General features: G+C 46.3%; 18 protein-coding genes and 4 pseudogenes. 10 read left to right on the top strand and 12 right to left on the bottom strand.

What is annotated here, in order from left to right; genetic code table 11:
• The first annotated feature begins 180 nt into the window (after window positions 1-180).
• Complete coding sequence (locus tag ATN88_RS02570; protein ID WP_067410970.1) at window positions 181-690, top strand: hypothetical protein; 510 nt, start codon at window positions 181-183, stop codon at window positions 688-690.
• A 644-nt stretch (window positions 691-1,334) separates the two neighbouring features.
• Here ATN88_RS02570 and ATN88_RS02565 read toward each other — a convergent pair.
• The 5 genes from ATN88_RS02565 to puuE form a co-directional block, all read right to left on the bottom strand.
• A complete protein-coding gene (locus ATN88_RS02565; RefSeq protein ID WP_408607690.1) occupies window positions 1,335-2,513 on the bottom strand; it encodes a urate hydroxylase PuuD in 1,179 nt (392 codons plus the stop codon).
• A 133-nt stretch (window positions 2,514-2,646) separates the two neighbouring features.
• Window positions 2,647-3,174: an ureidoglycolate lyase gene (locus ATN88_RS02560; protein ID WP_067410967.1), complete on the bottom strand. Its 528-nt coding sequence runs from the start codon at window positions 3,172-3,174 to the stop codon at window positions 2,647-2,649.
• A gap of 39 nt (window positions 3,175-3,213) precedes the next feature.
• Complete coding sequence (gene alc, locus ATN88_RS02555; RefSeq protein ID WP_067410963.1) at window positions 3,214-4,206, bottom strand: allantoicase; 993 nt, start codon at window positions 4,204-4,206, stop codon at window positions 3,214-3,216.
• Window positions 4,207-4,407: 201 nt separating this feature from the next.
• The gene (uraD, locus tag ATN88_RS02550) at window positions 4,408-4,923 is read right to left on the bottom strand and encodes a 2-oxo-4-hydroxy-4-carboxy-5-ureidoimidazoline decarboxylase (RefSeq protein ID WP_067410959.1); all 516 of its coding nucleotides are present in this window, start codon (window positions 4,921-4,923) and stop codon (window positions 4,408-4,410) included.
• Between the two features lie 7 nt (window positions 4,924-4,930).
• Window positions 4,931-5,863, bottom strand: a complete 933-nt coding sequence (gene puuE / locus ATN88_RS02545) for an allantoinase PuuE (protein WP_067410956.1) — start codon at window positions 5,861-5,863, stop codon at window positions 4,931-4,933.
• A gap of 490 nt (window positions 5,864-6,353) precedes the next feature.
• Here puuE and uraH point away from each other — a divergent pair, with 490 nt between their 5' ends.
• The 4 genes and pseudogenes from uraH to ATN88_RS02525 all read left to right on the top strand — a co-directional run bounded on the left by uraH (window position 6,354) and on the right by ATN88_RS02525 (window position 11,148).
• A complete protein-coding gene (gene uraH / locus ATN88_RS02540) occupies window positions 6,354-6,707 on the top strand; it encodes a hydroxyisourate hydrolase (protein ID WP_067410953.1) in 354 nt (117 codons plus the stop codon).
• Window positions 6,708-6,814: 107 nt separating this feature from the next.
• A pseudogene (locus tag ATN88_RS02535) lies at window positions 6,815-8,154 on the top strand (NCS2 family permease).
• A gap of 125 nt (window positions 8,155-8,279) precedes the next feature.
• A pseudogene (locus tag ATN88_RS02530) lies at window positions 8,280-9,712 on the top strand (nucleobase:cation symporter-2 family protein).
• A 69-nt stretch (window positions 9,713-9,781) separates the two neighbouring features.
• Window positions 9,782-11,148 (top strand): annotated as a pseudogene (locus ATN88_RS02525) (8-oxoguanine deaminase).
• 45 nt (window positions 11,149-11,193) lie between these two features.
• On the opposite strand, the gene ATN88_RS02520 reads toward ATN88_RS02525, so the two are convergent.
• On the bottom strand, window positions 11,194-11,772 hold the full coding sequence (locus tag ATN88_RS02520; protein WP_067410950.1) for a hypothetical protein: 579 nt from the start codon (window positions 11,770-11,772) through the stop codon (window positions 11,194-11,196).
• 363 nt (window positions 11,773-12,135) lie between these two features.
• Between ATN88_RS02520 and ATN88_RS02515 the strand changes: the two genes are divergently transcribed.
• From ATN88_RS02515 to ATN88_RS02505, 3 genes are all read left to right on the top strand, one after another.
• The gene (locus ATN88_RS02515; protein WP_067410946.1) at window positions 12,136-12,762 is read left to right on the top strand and encodes an OmpA family protein; all 627 of its coding nucleotides are present in this window, start codon (window positions 12,136-12,138) and stop codon (window positions 12,760-12,762) included.
• Between the two features lie 296 nt (window positions 12,763-13,058).
• On the top strand, window positions 13,059-13,985 hold the full coding sequence (gene rocF, locus ATN88_RS02510; protein ID WP_067410942.1) for an arginase: 927 nt from the start codon (window positions 13,059-13,061) through the stop codon (window positions 13,983-13,985).
• A gap of 136 nt (window positions 13,986-14,121) precedes the next feature.
• Window positions 14,122-14,613, top strand: coding sequence for a peptidylprolyl isomerase (locus tag ATN88_RS02505; RefSeq protein WP_067410939.1), 492 nt, complete (start codon window positions 14,122-14,124; stop codon window positions 14,611-14,613).
• Between the two features lie 76 nt (window positions 14,614-14,689).
• On the opposite strand, the gene ATN88_RS02500 is transcribed toward ATN88_RS02505, so the two are convergent.
• Together ATN88_RS02500 and ATN88_RS28080 are read right to left on the bottom strand one after the other, a co-directional pair.
• Window positions 14,690-15,043, bottom strand: coding sequence for a tRNA-binding protein (locus tag ATN88_RS02500; protein WP_067410934.1), 354 nt, complete (start codon window positions 15,041-15,043; stop codon window positions 14,690-14,692).
• A 174-nt stretch (window positions 15,044-15,217) separates the two neighbouring features.
• Complete coding sequence (locus tag ATN88_RS28080) at window positions 15,218-15,784, bottom strand: type II secretion system protein (protein ID WP_067410931.1); 567 nt, start codon at window positions 15,782-15,784, stop codon at window positions 15,218-15,220.
• 752 nt (window positions 15,785-16,536) lie between these two features.
• On the opposite strand from ATN88_RS28080, the gene ATN88_RS02490 reads away from it, so the two are divergent.
• On the top strand, window positions 16,537-17,604 hold the full coding sequence (locus tag ATN88_RS02490) for a hypothetical protein (protein ID WP_067410927.1): 1,068 nt from the start codon (window positions 16,537-16,539) through the stop codon (window positions 17,602-17,604).
• On the top strand, window positions 17,604-18,566 hold the full coding sequence (locus tag ATN88_RS02485; protein ID WP_067410924.1) for a hypothetical protein: 963 nt from the start codon (window positions 17,604-17,606) through the stop codon (window positions 18,564-18,566). The genes ATN88_RS02490 and ATN88_RS02485 overlap by 1 nt, the downstream gene beginning before the upstream one ends.
• 152 nt (window positions 18,567-18,718) lie before the next feature.
• Here the strand turns inward: ATN88_RS02485 and ATN88_RS02480 are convergent, their stop codons facing one another.
• The 4 genes and pseudogenes from ATN88_RS02480 to ATN88_RS28515 all read right to left on the bottom strand — a co-directional run bounded on the left by ATN88_RS02480 (window position 18,719) and on the right by ATN88_RS28515 (window position 21,792).
• On the bottom strand, window positions 18,719-19,015 hold the full coding sequence (locus tag ATN88_RS02480) for a hypothetical protein (protein WP_067410920.1): 297 nt from the start codon (window positions 19,013-19,015) through the stop codon (window positions 18,719-18,721).
• Between the two features lie 80 nt (window positions 19,016-19,095).
• Entirely contained in the window at window positions 19,096-19,662 is a 567-nt protein-coding gene (locus ATN88_RS02475; RefSeq protein ID WP_067410915.1) for a hypothetical protein, read from the bottom strand.
• A 204-nt stretch (window positions 19,663-19,866) separates the two neighbouring features.
• Entirely contained in the window at window positions 19,867-20,481 is a 615-nt protein-coding gene (locus ATN88_RS02470; RefSeq protein WP_067410912.1) for a TetR/AcrR family transcriptional regulator, read from the bottom strand.
• A gap of 89 nt (window positions 20,482-20,570) precedes the next feature.
• Window positions 20,571-21,792 (bottom strand): annotated as a pseudogene (locus ATN88_RS28515) (glycerate kinase type-2 family protein).
• Window positions 21,793-22,003 lie beyond the last annotated feature (211 nt).

The raw sequence follows: 22,003 nt of genomic DNA, 5'->3' as shown, positions 1-22,003 counted from the left end.
CACTGAAAGATTTCCCCATTTTATACTCAATCTAGCACTTCTCCAGCAATATCTAATTGGTCAACAGTTAGCCAATTGCTTCGAACATTTCCTCATTTTGTGCTCTGGGCGTTGTTATTTCACTTTAGGTGGGTATTATCGGTGTTCACATGCTGAAATTGCATAGGCTCAGGAGCCATCATGAACGAATCAACTGTTCTTTCTCACTTCCATAAAAAACAACTATGGATGGCCAGTCATATTGACGACGCCCAGTTCCCTACCCCTGAGAGCCAAGCAGGTCTTGCTTACTACAAAGAAGCGGAAAGCTGCCCTTCAGTTGATACGGAAACCGTCTCCGATTCTAGCGACGGCTTTTCTTTCTATGTTGTCGATTGCCACCCGCTAATGGTGCGCTATGCGCGTACGCTTGCGCAGAAGTGGCCTGAAGACAAACAAGAAACCATGATTGAGTACCTTTCTCAGCTATCGCTGACGGATATCCCGACACCAGACGGCATCAATGTCACCCTCTTCGTGTCTATGGAGCAAGGCGTGCCAGTCGCGACGGGTATGCTGTTCGAAACACAAGAAGATGAAGGCGTGTTGAAAGGTATTTATGACGTTCACGGCACCACAGACGCCGCAAAACACGCAATGATGGCGCATCTGCATTCTGTGGTCGGAGACGAAAAGGTCGTTATCGAATAACCAGTCGCGGGTTCTGACGAACGTCAGTATTACATCGCCGAAGAACAAGCAATAAAAAAGCAGAGCTCAGGCTCTGCTTTTTTGTCTCGGTGTCTAACACCATGGTCTCCAAACGAGGTTGCTCACGAGCGTCTATCGTTGACTCGGGCTAAAAATGTGTAGACCAAGACAGATGCGTAAATGACTGAAGAGTGGTTTTAAAAAAGGAATTCAGTCTTTACTTTGGTGTTACTTACAGCGGCACTTGCGCTCTTTCTTGACGATGAAGAATGCCGCTACAAGAAATGCGATGACCAGAACCGTTTCCACGTTATATCCCCTAAATGTTTGACTCTACGTTCGGCCATAGTCACTGTTTGGTGAGCATGGCCTATCGATGATTTTTTATACGCCGCAGAGTATAACGAAGATCAGATTCTATTTCTTGGTCAATCTTATCTTTTTACCGATTTAGTCCTTATTTATATACTAATTCGTGAAATACCTCTATTTTGTATCGTCGATACTCTATAACTCGATATTAACTTCCTAAACAACAATAAGTTACTAAGTTATGGTTACATCATCACCTATCCAAAATTACTGACAATCTTGGCTAAATTCATAGCCTTATTGGATAGAGGCACCACTGTCAGCCCACTTACCTATGCTTCGCGTTCCTCTGGGGTCATTTGCGTCAAATTGCCTAAGGGCATGATATTTGTGGTAACTGTCTGCGCGACAATCCGAGTAACCTCATTTTGCATCTGTTGAGGTGTGTCTAACATCACGCCAGCAGGGGCCGTCGCGAAAGCAGGATGTGTCGGCGACTGAGAGTGACATACCGTACAACGCTCCATAATGATCGATTTCACCTGAACAAACTCACTGACTTCAACAACTCCATGGTTATGACCATTACTTTCAACAGCCATAGGCACGCTCGACGTTTTCGTTGGTGCGGAAACGAAAGCTAAACACACCAGACCGAGTGCAGCTGTTGGAATCGTCCAAGCGTACTTTTGGCTACCATGGCGCGTATTGAAGTAATGTCGAACCAATACGCTGATCACGGATAAACCTGCCAAGATCGCCCAGTTGTATTCATTGCCATAAGTGCTTGGGAAATGGTTACTGATCATGATGAACAGTACCGGCAGCGTTAAGTAGTTATTGTGGCGAGAGCGCAACAACCCTTTCGCTGGCAATTCAGGATCCGGCTCTCTGTTCTCCTCAATTGCTTTCACCAAACCACGCTGCGCAGGCATGATGATGCGAAAAACATTACCGACCATGATGGTACCGATAATCGCGCCGACATGGATATAGGCACCGCGGCCGCTGAAGACCAAGCTTAATGCCCATGCGGCCGCCACCAATGCAGCAAACAACACGACACCAAGTAACATCGGCTTTTTACCTAGCGGCGAATCACAGAGAAAATCGTAAACAAACCACCCTGCAATCAACGAACCGACACCAATGGCAACAGCCGTCATGGGCTCTATGCCTGAACCCGGTTTAACAAGGTAGATATCTGCGTTGGAATAGAAAACGATGGTAAGTAGAGCAACACCCGTGATCCAAGTGAAGTAAGCTTCCCACTTAAACCAATGGAGTGTTTCAGGCATTTTCGGGGGTGCGAGTTTGTATTTCTCTAGGTGATAAATACCGCCACCGTGAATTGCCCATAAGTCGCCAGAAAGCCCCTCTTTTGGGTTCTCGCGGTTTAAGTTGTTTTCAAGCCAGACGAAGTAGAAAGAGGCACCAATCCAGGCAACACCTGTGATCATATGTACCCAACGAACTGCAAGGTTCAACCATTCCGTGATGTACGGATCCATAACAACCTCCTGTATGGACGCCGTTGCTTATCTTCGATATACAAAGAAGCTTACGTCGTCCCTTCCTGTTTTTCTCAGATATCGGCTCTCAACATAAACAAAGCAGCAAACTGCCTCTCTTGAGAACATGACATTAAAAATCGGGAGCCAATATCACACGTATATGTTTTGAAAAGAAAAACTCGTCACAGTTATTACCTTCACCTTCTCTATCGATAACAAGAAATTGGTCGTCTTGAGTCAACGCCAACACTGGGTGGTGCCAGACGCCTCTGTGATAGTTCACCCCTTGCGATCCTTTGGCATAGAACGCACGGATCTCATTAGGGTTCGGCTCATCACCTTTTGGGGCGACAACAACCAAATACTGATTGCCTAACAGCGGCATAAACGCCTGTGAACCTTTCGGGTGGCGTTCAAGCATTGCGATAGAAAGCGGGTAAGAAAGCGGTGTCGCTTGGAAGATATTGATGATCACCTGACTGCCGTCATCGACTTGCGTCGTTCCTAACTTGTGATAACGGCGAGTTGAACCGCCATTGATCATAAAGAAGTCACGGTCTTCAGCCTCAATCACATCACCAAAAGGCGCAAAGGCTTCTTGCGTCAATGGCTCGGGATTGAGTGTGATAGTAATGTATTGAACAATATCTTTTTCCATGAAATGCGCCATCCTGCTTACGGTAATCTGTGTGACGGGCTAGTCCGCTTTGCGACCAAACAGACGGACACGGCTAATCCCACCATCAGGGAAAATGTTCACCCTGACATGGGAAACAGGCCCAACATGATTAACATGGTCGGCAAATTCATGGATGTTATCAGCCGTCAGTTTTTGGCTCGGTAACAACTCACGCCAAAACAGGCTTTGGGTCGCGATTTGCTCGTCCGTGCCACCTTCCACATAGGCAGCTTGAATAGAGATACTGTCGGGGAAATTACCTTTAAAATGGGCGGTATCAACAACAATACGATCAACGGTACCAGCATGTCCCAATGAGAGGATCACCCAATCATTGCCCGGCACTCTGCGACGCGCTGTTTCCCAGCCATCACCCATATTGACGCCTCGCCCTGGCATAATGAGGTTGCTCATGTGGCCAAAGTGCTGATCGTTACATGCCAACGCTCGACCACCGTTTTGTACGGCGGCAAGGTCCAGTTCGACATCGTTACTGACTGTCGCCCAATCAATTTCAGGGTGTCCATAAATGCGCAGTCTCGCTACACCACCGTCTGGGTAGATATGAAAGCGAACATGCGTGAAAGGCTTTGGGGAAGAAACGTCTGCAAAATGGTGACTGTCGCCATGTAGATTCGTGGAAGACAGAAGCGGCTCCCAAGATTGATCCTCTGACGGGTCGCTATCAGGACAGTAACACGCTTCCAAAGACGCAGATGGTGGATAGTTTCCCGTAAAGTGCGAGGTATCGATATCGACACCTACAATTTTACCGGGCAATCCTAACCTCACGACACAGTGGTCATGACCTTCTTCACGCTTGCGGCGTGACTCCCAGCCATCCATCCACTTGCCGTTTTCATCATAAACACCTTCTTTCCATTGCGCAGGCGCGTCATCAACGAGGCGCTGTTTATCGGCGAAGAAGTCATCCGTCGCGTAAATCACCTGCGTACCCAATCGGCTACTTGCAAGATTCACGAGTTTGACGAAGTCTGGACGATTTTCCATTTACTTTGCTTCCTTTTATCACATATACCCAACCCGTCTTATCGCGTATTCGCTGTGACTTGGTTTGGTACAAAAGGTCGCGTCTTTTCCCCTTTCACTGTGGCTGAAAGCCTCGAACGTGCTTTCGGCGAGCTTCAATTTGCGAGACGCTGAATTCGCCGTTGAACTTACAATGGTGCAAAGCTAACGGCGGCCAGAGAGCTACAAATCACGTAGCCTGAACAAAGCGATTTTGTTGATTTCAGCAATCGCTGTGTTGAATTCAGTTTTTACATCGTTTTCTAAACGTTTCTCGAACGCGTCGAGGATCAAATGTCTGTTAGCTCCTTTCACCGCCATGATAAACGGGAACTGAAACTTGGCTTTGTATCGTTCGTTGTAATCTGTAAAACGGGCAAACTCTTCAGGTGTGCACTTATCAATGCCTGCACTGGCTTGCTCTGAGGTCGATTCGACAGTCAGTTCGCCAGCTAGAGCGGCGCGCCCTGCCAAATCTGGATGCGCTAACACGACTTGCATTTTTGCTTCATCGTCAGCATTCACCAGCACCTTGGCCATGTGTGAATGCAACGCGTCTTGTTCATCAAAACTTGTTGCTAAACCGTCGCCATAGGCCACTTCCGCGACCCACGGACTATGTTCGTAGATCCCACCAAAGGTACCGACAAACTCTGATTTGCTTTGCTCGCTTGGGCGACAGGTAGAAAAACGTGCCATGAGATACCTACTCCGTGGTCATACTTGGATGTGGATGGTGTTCGTGCCAATGCTTGGCGATGTCAATGCGGCGAGTCATCCACACTCTGTCGTGTTGCTGCACATATTCTATAAACCGTTTCAACGCAGCCAATCTTCCCGGCCTGCCAATCAAGCGACAATGAAGACCAACGGACAGCATTTTCGGTGCATCGAGCCCTTCTTCATACAGCACATCAAAGCTGTCTTTGAGGTATTGAAAGAACTGATCGCCCGAGTTAAAACCCTGAACCGTCGAAAAGCGCATATCGTTGGCATCCAAGGTATAAGGAATAACCAGTTGTGGCTTGCCCGGTGTGGTGCCTTCTTCATGCCAATACGGTAAATCATCATCATACGCATCAGAGTCATAAAGAAAGCCGCCGTTTTCTGCCACCAGCTTTCGCGTGTTTGGGCTTGTTCTTCCTGTGTACCAACCCAGCGGCCGCTCACCGGTTACTGCTTCTAACGCAGCAATGGCTTTGTTCATGTCTTCACGTTCATCGTCTTCACGAACGTATTGGTAATCAATCCAGCGATAACCGTGGCTGCAAATTTCGTGGCCATCTTCCACCATTGCCTTTATCACATCAGGGTTTCGCTCTGCCGCCATGCCCACCGCAAACACAGTCAACGGGATTTCCTGTTGGCGAAACAAGCGTAGAATCCGCCACACGCCTGCACGGGAGCCATATTCATAAATGGATTCCATGCTGATATGACGAACACCTGCCAAAGGCTGTGCCCCTGGGATCTCTGACAAAAACGCTTCCGACTCTCTGTCTCCATGAAGAACGCAGCGCTCACCGCCTTCTTCGTAATTCAGTACAAACGAAATCGCAATCCGAGCCTCTCCCGGCCACCTTGGGTGAGGAGGATGAGCACCATAGCCTTTTAAATCTCGAGGATAGTCACTACTCATCGCGCCATTCCTTTCATTAAACCTTGCGTCAAATTTCGCTAACGTTGCCGTTTTGATTATTCAGCTGTAAGAAGGGAGAAAACACATTGTCTCTGCCCTATTCCCGGCAAGCTCATTTTTAGTATTACATTTTGTATACAATTTACAAGAACAAGTTAACAAAATGTTGCCACCTTCAAGTTTCAGAAAATCCAAAAAATCTATAATGGACACAAAGAACGGGCGTTGATGCTTTAATTTCAAGGGATATTGCAGAATTCTTACAATTGCTACTGCACAATTTTTGACCTTTACAAGAATTAATCATTGTGTACATTTTAGTTTTATAGATGTGCACAGTTGGTGAATTCATCTTCACCTTTGCTAGTGAGAAGCAAGCTAACAATCGCTTCTGTATTAGTATCCAAGAAGTAATGAGGGAATCGCGCACAGCAAAAGCACTGCAGTTCGAGTTTTAGTGCTTAAACATAACAAAGAAAGGACAACACAGATGGGAAGACTGACAACACATGTTCTCGATACCGCGCATGGACGGCCAGGGGCAGACATCGAAGTCACCTTATTCAGGGTCGAAGGCAACAGCCTAAGCCATGTAGTGACAACGAGAACCAATCAAGACGGAAGAACAGACGAAGCATTGTTGAGTGGAACGGATTTCCAACCGGGCAAATATCAACTGCAATTTAACACCGCCGACTATTTTAAAAACAGCGGCGTAGCATTGAGTGACGTTCCTTTTCTTGATGACGTGTTGATTCGATTCGGCGTCGATGATGCTGACTCGCACTACCACGTCCCTCTGCTTGTATCACCCTACAGTTTCTCAACATACAGAGGCAGTTAATCTGCCTCTGCTCGAACACTTTATCGAGCGTAAATCCACTGGCAATTTGCCAAAGGAATCATGCGAAAAGGAAAACTCGCAGCAGCTCCTATAACAACAGGAATGAAATGATGGAAAAGCAAAGCACTGTTGAACAATCGATAGGAAAAGGTGGCTTTCTCGAGCGTTACTTCAAGCTAAGCCAGCATGGCACCTCAATCAAAAATGAACTGATCGGCGGGATCACCACTTTTGCCACCATGGCGTATATCATTTTCGTGAACCCGAACATCATGTCAGCATCTGGCATGGATCCTGGTGCCCTCTTTGTCGCCACCTGCATAGGTGCGGCTATTGGTACATTAATGATGGGTCTGTTTGCCAACTGGCCTGTTGGACTTGCACCGGGCATGGGCCTGAACGCTTTCTTCGCGTTTACCGTAGTGGGTGAAATGGGTTACAGCTGGCAAGTCGCGCTTGGTGCTGTATTTATTTCCGGTGTTATTTTCGTGGGACTAAGTGTCTCTCGCGTCAGGGAATGGATCATTAACAGCATCCCCGCGTCGCTTCGTTACGCCATGACGGCAGGTGTCGGGCTTTTTCTTGGGATCATCGGCCTTAAAAGTGCAGGCATTGTTGTGGGTAGTCAGGCAACACTGGTTACGCTCGGCGATTTCACTCAGCTCCAGCGATTCTTGCTGCCGTCTGCTTCTTTATTATCTCGGTACTATCGGTTAAGAAGGTCTTTGGTGCCGTATTAATTGGTATTTTCAGCGTTACCCTCATCGGTTTAGGGCTAGGGCTTGTCGAATATGGTGGCATTTTTTCCGCCCCACCAAGCATTGCACCCACCTTTTTGGCGATGGATATCGCAGGTGCACTAAACGTTGGCATGATCAGCATCATCCTCGCGTTTTTGTTCGTCAATATCTTTGATACCGCGGGCACACTCATGGGTGTTGCTGAACGCGCGAAGCTCATCAACAAAGAAACAGGCGAGATCGAAGGGCTGCCACGCGCACTGAAAGCAGACAGTATGTCGAGCGTGATTGGTGCGTGTTTTGGTTGCCCACCTGTGACCAGTTATGTAGAAAGTGCATCCGGTGTGTCTGCAGGTGCACGTACGGGCCTATCAGCCATTGTCGTCGGCCTTCTATTCTTAGCCGCAATTTTCCTTGCACCGTTGGCAGGTATGATCCCGGCTTACGCGACGGCTGGCGCGCTGATTTACGTAGCATTTCTGATGATGAGCAGTATTCAGAACGTTAACTGGGATGACTTTACTGATTCGGTCCCAGCGGCTGTAACTGCACTGATGATGCCGCTGACCTTCTCTATTTCGAACGGCATCGCACTTGGTTTTATCACCTACACAGTGCTGAAAGCTGGCACCGGAAAATTCTCCGATATTTCCGTCGCCATGTATGTGCTGAGCATCCTGTTCGTATTCAAACTGATTCTTATCTAACTACAACCATTTAGGGACCCGCAGAGGTCCCTTTTTCTTTATTTCGTTTTAGGACCAAGGGTAATTCAATATTCACCATCAAAGCTGCCACACATAAGGAATCTAGGCAGTCAGAGGAAGACGTTATGAAACTGCTCTATGAGTTAAACGAGAAACCACCCGTAGGCTCCACCATTCTGCTTGCGATTCAACACATGCTCGCTTCCATCGGCGGCATTATTGCTGTTCCCCTCATCGTTGGAACAGCGATCGGCTTACCAACGAGTGACGTTGTCACGCTAATTAATGCAGCTCTGTTTGTTTCAGGTGCCATCACCATTGTGCAATGTATCGGTTTTGGTCCCGTTGGCATTCGATTACCCGTCGTCATGGGTTCCAGCTTTGCTTTTTTAGGCATCGCCATTGGCATCGGTAAAGCGGACGGCGTTTCCGGTATTATGGGTGCCGCTTTAGTCGGTGCTTGTATGGTGATTGTGTCTGCTTTTTTCATGGAGCAGATTCGAAAGCTCTTTCCTCCCGTTGTCAGCGGCGTAGTCGTGACACTGATCGGCTTAACCATTCTACCGTCGCAATGAACTGGGTTGGTGATGCCCCGGCCGGCAGTGAACATTTTGCAACGCTTCCCAAACTCTTCCTCGCAGGCATTTCTTTGCTGGTCGTATTACTTGTGGCGACTTATGCAAAAGGCTCCGTTGCAGCATCTGCGATCGTGATTGGTCTGGCGGGCGGCTACCTTGTCGCGCTAAGCATGGGCATGGTCGATATGAATCAAATCGCTCAAGCCAGTTGGTTTGCAGCGCCAGAACCATTGAAATTCGGGCTTAGCTTTTCTTGGCCAGCCATTATCAGCATGTGCCTTGCCTACATTGTGGTTATTGCAGAGGCCACCGGTGATTTCCTTGCCCTCGCCAGCAACTGTCATCGCACGATTTCAGGTAAAGATCTAAAACGCGGTCTGTTGGGCGATGGTATCGGCAGTGCTATCGGCTCTTTCTTTGGCGCAATGCCTCTTGCTTCCTTCAGCCAAAACGTGGGGATTGTTGGTATCACCGGTGTCGCTAGCCGTTTTGTTGTAGGCACAACAGGTGGCTTATTAATCCTTGCTGGTCTGTTCCCTAAATTCGGTGCCTTGGCAGTTACCGTCCCTAAACCCGTTTTGGGTGGCGTTGGTTTCATCATGTTCGGGATGATCGCCTACGCCGGTATTCGCATGTTGGTTAAAGCGGCTGACACGCGTCGCAATGCCTTGGTTATCTGTGTTTCTCTCGCCGCCGGCCTTGCCGTCACCATCAAACCTTCGTTGCTTCAGCACATGCACCATGACATTGCTCAACTCCTTCACTCTGGTATCACCACAGGTACCATCGTAGCGGTTGTGTTGAATCTTGTTTTGCCGAAATCAAAAGAGGATGTTCACGCCGAGAAGCAAGCTGAAGAGGAAGAACTGAACAGTGAATACACACAACCATTGAGTGAAGAAACGGCCGATCCTGTGATGGCCAGTTCAAACACACAAGGTGAGATTCAAGACGAACAAGGCTCCAAACCCACTCAATAATTTTCCCTCACTCGCCCTGCGTTTTTTCACTGAAACGTGGGGCGATCTTTTAGCAAAGGATGCACGAAAATGACCACGATTTGGATTAAAGATCCGCTTGGGATTTGGACGGGAAACAACGAAGACGCGACAGGTGGTATTGTTGTGACGGGAAACACCATCGTTGAACTCGTTGCCAAAGGGACCAAACCTTCAATACCTATAAACATCACCGTAGATGCTTCAGAGCATGTTGTTCTGCCCGGTTTGGTTAACGCACACCACCACTTCTACCAAACGCTTACCCGCGCCTACCCAGATGCATTAGATAAAGAACTCTTTCATTGGCTAAAGGCTCTTTATCCCGTTTGGGCAGGATTAGACGAAGAAATGATGCGATTAGGAACAGAACTCGCAACTGCAGAGCTATTGCTATCAGGTTGCACAACCGCATCCGACCACCATTATTTGATTCCCGTTGGCCTCGAACACGCGATCGACATACAGGTTGAAGCCACGAGAAAGCTGGGGCTAAGAACGGTATTGACACGTGGCTCAATGAGCTTGGTGAAGATCAGGGAGGATTGCCGCCAAGACACACCATTCAAAGCGAGCAAACCATCATTGATGACAGCATTCGTCTGATAAGTGACTACCACCAGCCAGAATTTGGCGGCATGACCCAAATCGCACTGGCACCCTGCTCGCCTTTTTCGGTGACCACTGAACTGATGAAAGAAACCGCCCACGTCGCCAAGCAACATGATGTCATGCTACACACCCATCTTTGTGAAACCATTGATGAGGAGAACTTCTGCCTTGAGCGGTTTGGCTATCGCCCCGTCGACTATCTTGAAGAAGTGGGCTGGCTACATGACAAAACCTGGCTTGCGCATGGCATTCATTTCAATGAGGAAGAAATTAAACGCCTTGGACAGGCAGGCATTGGCATATGTCACTGTCCCAGCTCTAATATGATGCTCGCCTCGGGGATTTGCAGGAACCTCGAACTCGAAGCTGCGGGGGCGTCTGTCGGTCTGGGCGTTGATGGCTCGGCTTCCAACGACGGCTCCAACCTCGTAAACGAACTTAGAATGGCCACTTACATTCAACGCCTGCGTTATGGGTCAGGAAAAGTCAGTCACTTTGATGCGTTCCGCTGGGCAACACAAGGTTCAGCGCGAAACATTGGTCGGAAGGATATTGGCACCCTTTCCAAAGGCATGCTTGCCGATATCGCCATGTTTAAACTCGATGAGATCCAATTTTCAGGGAGTCACGATCCTCTCGCCGCGCTCGTACTTTGTGGCGCAAACCGTGCAGACAGAGTCATGGTAAACGGCGAATGGCGGGTGAAAGATGGCGCATTGGTCGACGTGGACACGGCAGAATTAATGGTACAACACCGGGCAGCGGCAAAACGATTAGCGGAAAAAGCATCCAAATTGAGGCACTGACATCGTGCCTCATTTTCGCATTACGCGCTAAGCGACAACATCGACCTAGCTCGCTGGTGATGGCCCACCACAGAAATTACAACCAAGATATGTAATTACAAGGCGATTTTGATAACGGTTTTTGTAGTTCCAAGGTGATACATCATATTGCGCACGTTGATATCTCGCTTGGATAAAAAGGGTTTCGCCTTTCTCCAATTTCATAATGCTGCTGACTGCCGCAACACCGGGAATGGCGCATCCTGTATCGTTGTTTGCAAAGGTCACAGGGCCGATGGAGGCGTTGCTACCCGGAGGCACAGCATTGGGTAACGAGATACCAATCCGCAAGAGGTACTTAAACCCGCATGTTCGCTGCGCATACCTCGCATCAATACTATAAAGGCCAGTTTCTGGAGCGGTAAAAATGTGTGACGTGGTATCAAACGAATAATTAAAATTGATCTCCGCTTCGTTGTATTCGACAACCTTGATACTGCCATTGTTTGATTGAGTCAGTTCATCACCCGCAATATAAGCGTCAACAACCACGCTATTCGAAGGCAAATATGTGTCCGCATTTGCCAACATAGGTGAACTGATAAATGCGGCGGAAAGCAGCCACGTTGAGACTGTCGATCTCATTCTCTAATCCCCTTCTTTATTGAGAGTGCAAGGAGAAGGCTATGGGTAATTTCACTCCATTAGCTGTATCTAAAACAAGAATCGACAATGTTCTCCTTTCTAATTCGATGAAGCTGAAAGTTAAGACAAAAATGAAAGGCCGCTAGCTTACACGACACCGCCCGAACGTTTTTTAAACATCCAGTGTGTATTCATTGTTCACTTTTACAAACCAACCACTCTCAAAGCGCAATAAATGCAAAAGAGCACTGAAATTTAACGGTAACCTGACAGTACGTGGATTCAGAGGAGTATGGTTCCCGCCTTCCGTACGCATATGCTCAGAAAAAACATAACAGAGCATCATTGAGGAGTACCATATCAATGCGTAAATCAATTCCCGTTATCACTCTTTTGGCAGCGTCACTTGCGCTAGGTGGCTGTGCGTCTAATGCTGGCACCGGTGCCGCAATTGGGGCCGCGAGTGGTGCACTTATCGGCAAGACGACCAGCAACCATAAAAACAAGCGCGCATTTATCGGCGCGGCTATTGGTGCTCTAGCCGGCGCAGCCGTTGGTCAGTATATGGATCAACAAGAAGCGGCATTCCGTGATGAGCTTGCAGGCTCAGGTATTGATGTTGTTCGTGAAGGCGACAATATTCGTTTGATCATGCCTTCAAACATCACCTTCGCAACCAACCAAAGCAGTATTTCACCAAGCTTTGATACCACGCTAAATGCGGTGGCTCGCGTGATGACTAAATACGACAAAACACAGCTAAGCATTGAAGGATTCACCGACAGTTCTGGTGATGCGTCTTACAACATGACCTTGTCTGATAAGCGTGCTGAAAGCGTGAAGAACTACCTGCAAATGCAAGGCATCAACGCACAGCGTCTCTACGCTACTGGCTTTGGCGAAACTCAGCCAATCGCTTCAAACGCGACTGCTGCCGGCCGCGCGAAGAACCGTCGCGTTGAAATTCAGATTGTTCCGAATCAAGCGTAATCGCTTTAATATGAACACTAAAAGGCACCTCGGTGCCTTTTTATTTACGTCGGTTAATTGTGCATTTTGACTACTGAATAAATCATGATTCTTTAGCTTTATTTCCCGTCATTACTCGTCTCTCGTTCGAGAGCAACGCTTCACTCTTCGCGGTTCTATAAAGAATCTTCGTTTTTACATTCCCTGTATATTTCTGAACCTAAATCCCTCGTGATATACACTTACTGAATGCATTCAAAAATCGAAGGCGTCGGTAAAACGCCTCATCCTACCCTCACACCGATAGAGTGACTGTTATGGAAAGACAATCATCAAACTCGATCCAAATCATCGGCGTTCCTGTCGACCTAGGTGCTTCGAGACGAGGCACAGATGGCGGACTTTCAGCTGTGCGTGTTGCCGGCTTAGGAGAACAATTAAAGAACATGGGATTTCAAATATCCCAAGAAGTAGATGTAGCCGTGCCCTCTCAAGAATCACGACCAAGTGAAGCCGGCAAAGCGATGCGGTTTCGAAGTGAAATCCTTCAGGTCTGCCAAGACTTGGCGACTGTAACAAGAGATGCCTTAACCAAAGGCGATATTCCGTTAATTGTCGGCGGCGATCATTCCATCGCCATGGGCTCAATCTCAGGCATTGCAGATTATTACCAAAGCAAAAATCAGGACATTGGATTGGTCTGGTTTGATGCACACGCAGATATGAATATTCCCGGTATATCTCCGTCAGGCAATGTTCATGGCATGCCGCTCGCTCACTTGCTCGGTTACGGCGACAAAGAATTTACGAGTATCTTGAGTTCTAAAACCAAGATAAAACCTGAAAACGTCGCGTTAGTGGGTGTACGAGATATCGACGAAAAAGAAAAAGAGCTGATTAAAGAGTCAGGGATCCACGTCTTTAGCATGCGTGACATTGACGAACTCGGCATGTCTAAAGTCAGTGATAAGATCTTAGAGATCGTCACGAAAGACACGGTGGGCTTTCACGTCAGCTTTGATGTAGATGGCTGCGACCCTGAAGTGATTCCGGGCTCTGGCACCTTGGTTCCTGGTGGTGTTACTTACCGTGAAGCGCACCTTCTTTTAGAGAAGTGCGCAGAAACGAAGAAAATGACATCAATGGATTTGGTGGAACTGAACCCCTTCTTAGACAGAGGAAACATCTCCGCTGAACGCGCGGTAAAATTGGTACTGAGTGCCTTTGGCAGTAGCGTGCTTTAATAGATATCGACGAGAAAGAGTTATAAACAAATAAGGCTCTCGCATAGAGAGCCTATCTCCAAATATTTACCGTATGCCTTTTGACTAAATTTGGGTTTATACTCCCTGCCCGTATTTGAAAACAGGCTTTGGCAACATGATCACTCTAACCACAAACGTCGGCGATATCGAAATTGAACTCAATATGGACAAGGCTCCTGTCACGTCAAAGAACTTTATGCGTTACTGCAAAGAAGGTTTCTACGAGGGCACCACGTTCCATAGAGTGATCAACGGCTTTATGATCCAAGGCGGTGGATACGACGAAAACATGGTTGAAAAACCAACGCACAGCCCTATTGCCAATGAAGCCAACCGTGGCCTAAAAAACCAAATTGGTACCATTGCGATGGCACGTACCGATGCACCGCACTCTGCTACTTCAGAGTTTTTCATCAACTTGGCGAATAACTCGTTTCTCGACTTCACAGCGACGACAAACTTGGGCTGGGGCTACGCGGTGTTTGGCAAAGTCACAGCAGGTATGGACGTGGTAAACAGCATTGCTAAGGTGAAGACCAAATCAAGGCTTGGTCACGATGATGTGCCTTGCGAACCGATTGTGATCACTAAAGTAACCATCAGCTAGATTCTCAGCCAACGAAAAAGCGAATGTCAGCAATCTGTTATTGCCTCGTACATTCGCTTTGTTCAACCTTTCTGGGCTAACCTGCTCTCGCACCATTCGGTATTTGATTCTCAGGGCAAGCCAAGCACGGTTTAAGTTTATCCTCGTACCCAATATCAAACAGCATCCCCTGCGACACTTCGCCTGCCATTTTTCTTTCTGGAAGGTTCACCACAAACAGAGCTTGTTTGCCTTCGATTTCTTTTGGATTGTCACGCTCTTGCTTAATGCCTGCAAGAATAGAACGGGTGTGATCGCCAAAATCCACTGTCAGTTTCATCAGTTTGTCGGATTTCGCTACTTCACTAACATCCACAATAGTCCCTACTCGAATATCGATTTTCGCAAAATCGTCGAAGGTGATTTCATCTTTGATTGGGGCTGGAGTCATTTTGTGTTCCTTATGACTGATTCACATTTCACACATCGATGCGATAAGCAGCGCGTTGATGAAAGGTGAGATAATGCGGGCCAAATAACCACCATTATATCGATAAAGACGAAGATAACTACGGGAGACCACAGACAGTTTGTCTTGCTGTTTAGACGCTAGCAATTTTAATCACTAGGTAGAACATTGGCTGAAATCATGACCTACGAGTGAGGGTTGTACGACAGAAGGGTTGGCAATTCTATTCTGGTTTAGGAAGTAAATATAACAGCGATCTCGATTGAGGTTCTTGCCAAAAGGATAAATCACAAAACCTCGTCCGGTGCCTAGGTCAGAGTATCCGCGACTTGAAAACCATCCTCCGTTGCGTTGTCGCACGCACCACTTAAAGCCTTCGTTACGACAGTTGTTCGAAGATACTTGTATGATATCACTGATCTCGACCAAGTATGCAAACGTGTTTTTCCACCTACCATCTGGTAGTTTTCCTCGCACGCGAATTGTCTGACCGTTATCTAAGGTATATCGGCTCTGGTTGGCACTTAAACCATCGGGGTCCAGGTGAATCTTCATTGCCGTCAATTTTTCAGCAGACGCGATTGCGCCCTTCATACCCAGCATGGCGGCCTCATTTGCATCATCTTGAAAGTTTAAAAACCTTGGTGATGCCACTGCACCTAGTATGCCTAATATGACTATAACGGTGATTAATTCAATTAATGTAAAGCCATTCTGCCGCAACTCTCTCGCCTCCTTGCGAGTCTGTGATTAAGTCACGAAATCAATTTATGAGTGCTTTTCTACTACTCCTGTAAACCACTCACCAGTCCTCGAAACAGCACTGCCTGTCATAAGCACCAAATCTCTTGAAAATCTATCACGATGTCTGGCAGATAAAACCGACCTAAGCCCACCTTAAGGCAATTATGAGAACATTTGATTAAGCAATGATAGAGAGATGTGATCTTTCGCATCCGCTAGATGGTGCGTGTGTGCCGCTAAAAGAAAAATCACATTGTTCTGCCGTGTGAGACGCTTTGACCACTGACTTTCGTGGCCATGATAAAGTTAGACGCCCCGGTTGCGGCAGGACCTATCAAACGCGTTGAGTTATGCTGGGCAAACATTATCAACTCATTCTGTCGTTGATAAACCAAATAAAAATGCGGTTACCTTTCTCAATTTGGAAAAACACTTTATCCAAAAATATCATTTACTTTGACTTTAAATATTAAATTAGACCTTTTAAGCACTTGGCTTTAATTTCACCTCGACAAAAACGCTAATTAACCACCATAAAATAAATTAATTACCCACATTAAATCCCAAAAATACTGCGATCAATCGCAAACATCGAATAGTAACGTATTTCATTGGCGTTTTTTGTATTCCACATAAGTAGTAAACCCTCTAGTCTGATTAACATTCCGTTAACACAAAAGCGTGCTGATGTTTAGCATCAGCCTCTACCATCAGAGCAAAAGGATTTGCCTATGATCCCTTATGTCATGCGTAACAAACGCAGCCTTTTAAGTTCCTGCTTAATGCTGCTGATCATTCCTCTTCTGTACAGTGCTTACTGGCTGTTCTTTCAATCGCGCACAGATAGCATCGCCACAGTACATATTAGTGTGGGTGTCGTGTTATTTGCCTTCGCGGTCTGGCATATATTTCAACACCTGCCATCCTTGAGAAAATATATCGCAGACAGCCCGAGTAAATTACTTCCAGTAACCATTATCAGTGTTGGTCTATTAGTGGGTATTGTGTCTTGGCTTCCACCATTTAATGAAATACTAAACTATGGCGGTAATGCAAGATATGAAAATAAAGATATAAGCCAACTGTATATTCCTCTTGAAGAAGGTGCATCTCGGAACTACCAAGTTGACAATTTAAATCAGCAAGCCTCTGGACCAGAAATAAAACTCACCGCTCGCATAGGCACCAGTTTTGGCGACGATATGGCACTCGTTATGTGGATTGAAGACTTGCAGGGGAATTATTTGCAAACACTCTATAGCACACGTCGCTTCGGTAAAGGTTTCATGACCAACCCGCTAAACCGCAGCGAAAATATTCACCGTCAAGAAGCGGTACCGCATTGGTTACACGCACGTGCAAAAGCGTTGGGCACTGACATTACATACGCGATACCAAGTTTGGAAAACCCCTTAGTTGACGGCATCACGGCAGCAACACCAAGAACGAACTTTATCGTTAACAGCAAACTCAATAATGCAGATCTACGACAGTTCGTTGTCAAAGTCGAAGCCAACCAGTCTTACGATTGGAATGAACATTATTCCAGAGACCGATTTCCCGATGATCCTGTTTACAGCGGCAGTGGCCAAGTGGGTCAACCCGCTATCGTTTATCGCACCGAGATCGATCTTGATTCACCCCAAGACTTTTACATCTTGACTGCTTTGGGCCATAGCCATCGTTCAGGACAGAACGGTGATATTGACCCAGATATGACAGGCATAACCACCGCTATATTGGATTTTCATCGACTCATCGTTGAAATGCCTGAATTCACTGCGAAGGAGTCAAACTGATGGCTATAGCTAAATCAATCCAGAAAACCGCAAGTTTAGACCGTGCCTTTGCAAGCATCACTATGCTCGTTTCTTTCAGCGGGTTGTCCGTCACTGCCTTTCTAATGCTGAACTTTGATTACAGTGCGCCAATAAGTACAGCACACATCTGCTTTTCATTATTGTTTGTCAGCTCTTTGGTTCTTCATTTAATCAATAATCTGCCGATGCTCAGTCATTATTGGTTTAAAGCCAAAGGGCCAACGCTACAGTTAAGTTTACTGTTCGTCTCCGCAATTACTGCTGGTGCAGCACTTCAGGTCGTGCCCTTTAAGCTGCTTTTTGAGTATGAGCAAAGCAGTAAGCTAGATGGTCAGCAGCGACAAATCAATGAGGTACTAAAGTATGATTTGTTGCGATACCAACATAGCATCACCCCAACACTCATTGGCGATCAATCCGGCAAACATCAGATAAATATTAACCTGAGTGTTAAGCAGAGATTACGTGACCACCTTGCTGCAATCTGGTTTGAAGATGAACAAGGAAACGTTGTTCAATTACTCGCGCAAACAGTCAAAGGCCCCTACAACGACGAGCAGCACATTCAACAACTACTGCCACATTTGCACAGTAAGCTCGGAGATGTTGATCCAACCTCGTTTATGCCATTGAGAGGTGCGGAAAATGCGTTGGTGCTTTCCACCACGTCCAATTTCGATCCCAAAGCGCATACGCTGGTGATGGAGTACAACGCCATTGGTGATTCAAACCGAGATTATCGAGCTAAACGCCGAGGTAGTGTGAGTGAGAAAGACGGACAACCCTCAGTGGTTTACCACGCAGAGTTGAACTCAGAAGTACAATGGATGCTCTTTTCAGGGCAAACCAACGAGAATGGTGACTTGATAGACTCACGTCAGAAACTCACCACTGTGTTAGAAGACTTTCAGCAAATCTTGGTAGAAGTGGTTTCGTCTTAGGCAGAGTAAATAAAGTTAAAAACTAAGGGCAGTATTAACTGCCCTTCTTGTTTAGACGCTAAATTGAATTGATGCCTAGTTCAAAACTCAACGTCTTCATTTACATAGCGGGAACTCTATTGATGTTACGTCGTTTCAATAATATCGTTGTATTATTGGTAATTAACTTTGGATTCATCTTCCCGATAAAACCCATTTTCCTCCATACATGCCGAACGTTGCTGCGTCAGTTCGATTTCTTTCTTCGCTTCTTCTTCGTCATATTCTTTACCTTCCAGCATTGCAACCAAGTTTGGAATAGACACGTCATAACCACACTTTTTCTTTGCTTTGTCGAGCTTAGCTTCATCTACAGGGTTGAAATTACCATCTACCCAAACCTGTTTTTCTGGCAAGTTCAAACATCCTGAAAGGAGAAACACAAATATACCAATTACAATTATTTTCAACTTAAAATCCTTATAAATAATGAGTCTTAGGTCAAATCACCAAGTGCATTCTCGCGCAACTTGTGTAGTTTTTAATGCGATTACAACAATTCATTTCTTGATGACTCATAATCGAGTTGCTTAAGTTTTTCGATAACCTCCTGCTCAAAATTAACCTGTTGCTTTGGTGTCAACCTCAACACATAGTGAAAGAAAGGAGTGGTTTCTTCAAAAACCTCATACTCTTGTTTTAAAAGATTAATTACTTGTTCATGATTAAATCGATGAGTTGTTATATCTACATCAGTCACTTCTGTGATCAACAGATAGTGAGCAGTTGGAAAAACAGTGTATTCACTGCTTGTTGGTACCCAAGGAGTATAGGCCGTTATAACATCGTCAATAACATAAGCATTAGGACTGCTCACATATGCATTAGGGTAACGGTCTTTGAGGTATGGTTTTAAGTCTTTAAAAACCCGATTGTAATATGTAGGAAGATCAACAAGTTTAACTCTAGAAAGCGGATCGAATGTAAACTGGTCAATTAATGGCTGTAAGTTTCCTTGCATAGTCGTATCTGACTTTTCGTTTTGTGTGGTTATAGCGCTAGTAGATGAACATCCTAGTAGAGACAGAGAAAAAATCATAAACATTGCTTTCTTCATTCTGAACATATTCCCTTATTAATTCAGTGAAATTGGAAGGTATTAATATAATGTACGTTATATCAACAAAACTTTCAAAATATGACCAATCAATAGTCGTCATACAGATTAAAATCTCACTCAGCTTTCCTGATTACAATTCCTTTAAATTTCTTCGCGTATTGTCTGTATTCAGATATTTTTCAAACTCAAAAACAAGCGACATCAATCCGCATGCTTCACCCCACACCCTTTAAGCACAAGGTTCACCAAAAACTCTGCCGCTTCCTCGAAATCTTCATCATCCAGTTCATATTGCCCACTGACTTGGCAGATCTGCCAGTTAAAGTCGGCGTAGGTCTGTGTGGAAGACCAAAGCATAAACATCAGGTGTTTGGGTGGAACGGGTTCCATCCAACCTTTTTCAATCCAATATTGGAATTTATTGAGAATCATGGTCGATTGATCCATCAAAGCTTCGGCGATATCTCTCGGGAGGTGCGGTGCGCCTGCCATCACTTCTGCGGCGAAGGTTTTGGAGGCAGAGGCATATTCTTTTGAAATGCGGAGCTTGGTACGGATGTATTGGGTCAACGCGTCTCTTGGGTCATTGAGTTGCTCAATCGGATATGAGGCTTCCAATAGAGGTTGAGTAACACTTTCCAACACAGCGCGATAAAGGTTGTCTTTGGTTTTGAAGTAGTAATAGAGGTTAGGTTTTGGCACTTCGGCACGTTGAGCAATTTCAGCGGTCGTTGTGGCTGCATAGCCTTTTTCTGCGAACAGTTGACTAGCCACTTCGATGATCTTTCCCTGATTTTTCGTCCTGATACGTGACATTGCCCATCCGTGGATTCATTAAATGCTTACACCAACTTTAATGAATCCCAGACGAATCATCCAGTACCGCACACCAAAAGGTTGGACATTCAACTTTCTGGCAAAATGAGTATCGCCCTGAAATCATTCACATTCGTACGTGTTGGCCCTGTGAATATCAGTGCATTTAACGCTTTGTAAAAGCCATAACTGTCATTGTCAGCAAGGTACGCATCTGCAGACAACCCCAACGCTTCCGCTGCACCGTAGAAAGAAGGCTTTAACTCTGCGCCTGCGTTGTCTTCTATCCCATCAATTCCGTCTGTATCACAGGCTAAGGCATAGATCCTGTCTCTGACATTTGGTTCTTTTTCTAGTGCTTGATAGAGCGACAACAAGAATTCACAATTGCGCCCTCCTCGGCCATTACCTTTGACAGTGACCGTGGTTTCCCCGCCCGAGAGAATCACACAAGGTACAGGAAAGGTTGATCGTGATGAGCGGCACTAATGGACATCGCCGCATGCACTTGCGCAACATCACGCGACTCACCTTCAAGGTTGTCACCCAAAACATATGCAGGAATACCGAGCATTTCTGCCTTTTCCTGTGCGGCAATCAAGGCTGAAAATGGTTTTGCAATCAGTTCAAACCGGCTTTTCGACAAACGTTCATCACCCGGTTTAGGGGTTTCTGAAGCCGCATTTTGAAGCCAACTCGTCACTGCCTCACTGACGGGAATGTCGTATTTGTTCAGTATGCTTAGCGCATCAAACCGTGTTGTTGGATCTGCCACCGTTGGCCCAGATGCAATCACATCTTCTTTGTCTCCCGGCACATCGGAAATCGCCAACGTCAGCATGCTTGCTGGATACGCTGCTTCAGCGAGCTTTCCGCCTTTTATGGCAGAAAGATGTTTACGCACACAATTCATTTCATCTATTGCAGCACCGGACTTTAACAACGCTTTATTGATGGCCTGTTTCTCTGAGAAAGCAATGCCCAGTGCCGGTAAGCTTAACAAGCTGAGCCGCCGCCAGAAAGCAAACAAATCACGGTATCACTCTCATCAAGCTCGCTGACCATACCAAGAATTCGCTTAGCTACCTTTTCACCCTCGTCATCTGGCACGGGATGCGACGCTTCCACAACATCGATATAGCGACATGCCGCTCCGTGTTGGTAACGTGTCACCACCACGCCATTCAGTGGCCCTTGCCATACATCTTCCAACGCTTGCGCCATTGATGCAGCCGCTTTTCCTGCCCCAATCACCACCAATTTTCCGGTACGATCTTTGGGCAGGACCTCATCGAGTTTCCCATACGGCAATGCTGCATCGACCGCAGCGTCGAATAACGTCCGTAAGAAGACAGAAGGCGTTAACCCACCTAAAGATTGGGTCTCGAATGATGATGTCGCCTCTTTGCGTCGCTGAATTTCTTTAGTTGCATCCTGCTCCATACGCGTCTCCATCGAAGAAAAAAAAGCCCGTCGTGAAAGAGGCGGGCAAATACTAGGACCGATAATCGAAAAACTAAAA

Source organism: Enterovibrio coralii (genome assembly GCF_001559595.1).
Classification (GTDB): domain Bacteria; phylum Pseudomonadota; class Gammaproteobacteria; order Enterobacterales; family Vibrionaceae; genus Enterovibrio; species Enterovibrio coralii.
The sequence above is the reverse complement of the archived record's forward strand: the minus strand, read 5'-3'. Positions and strand labels throughout refer to the sequence as shown.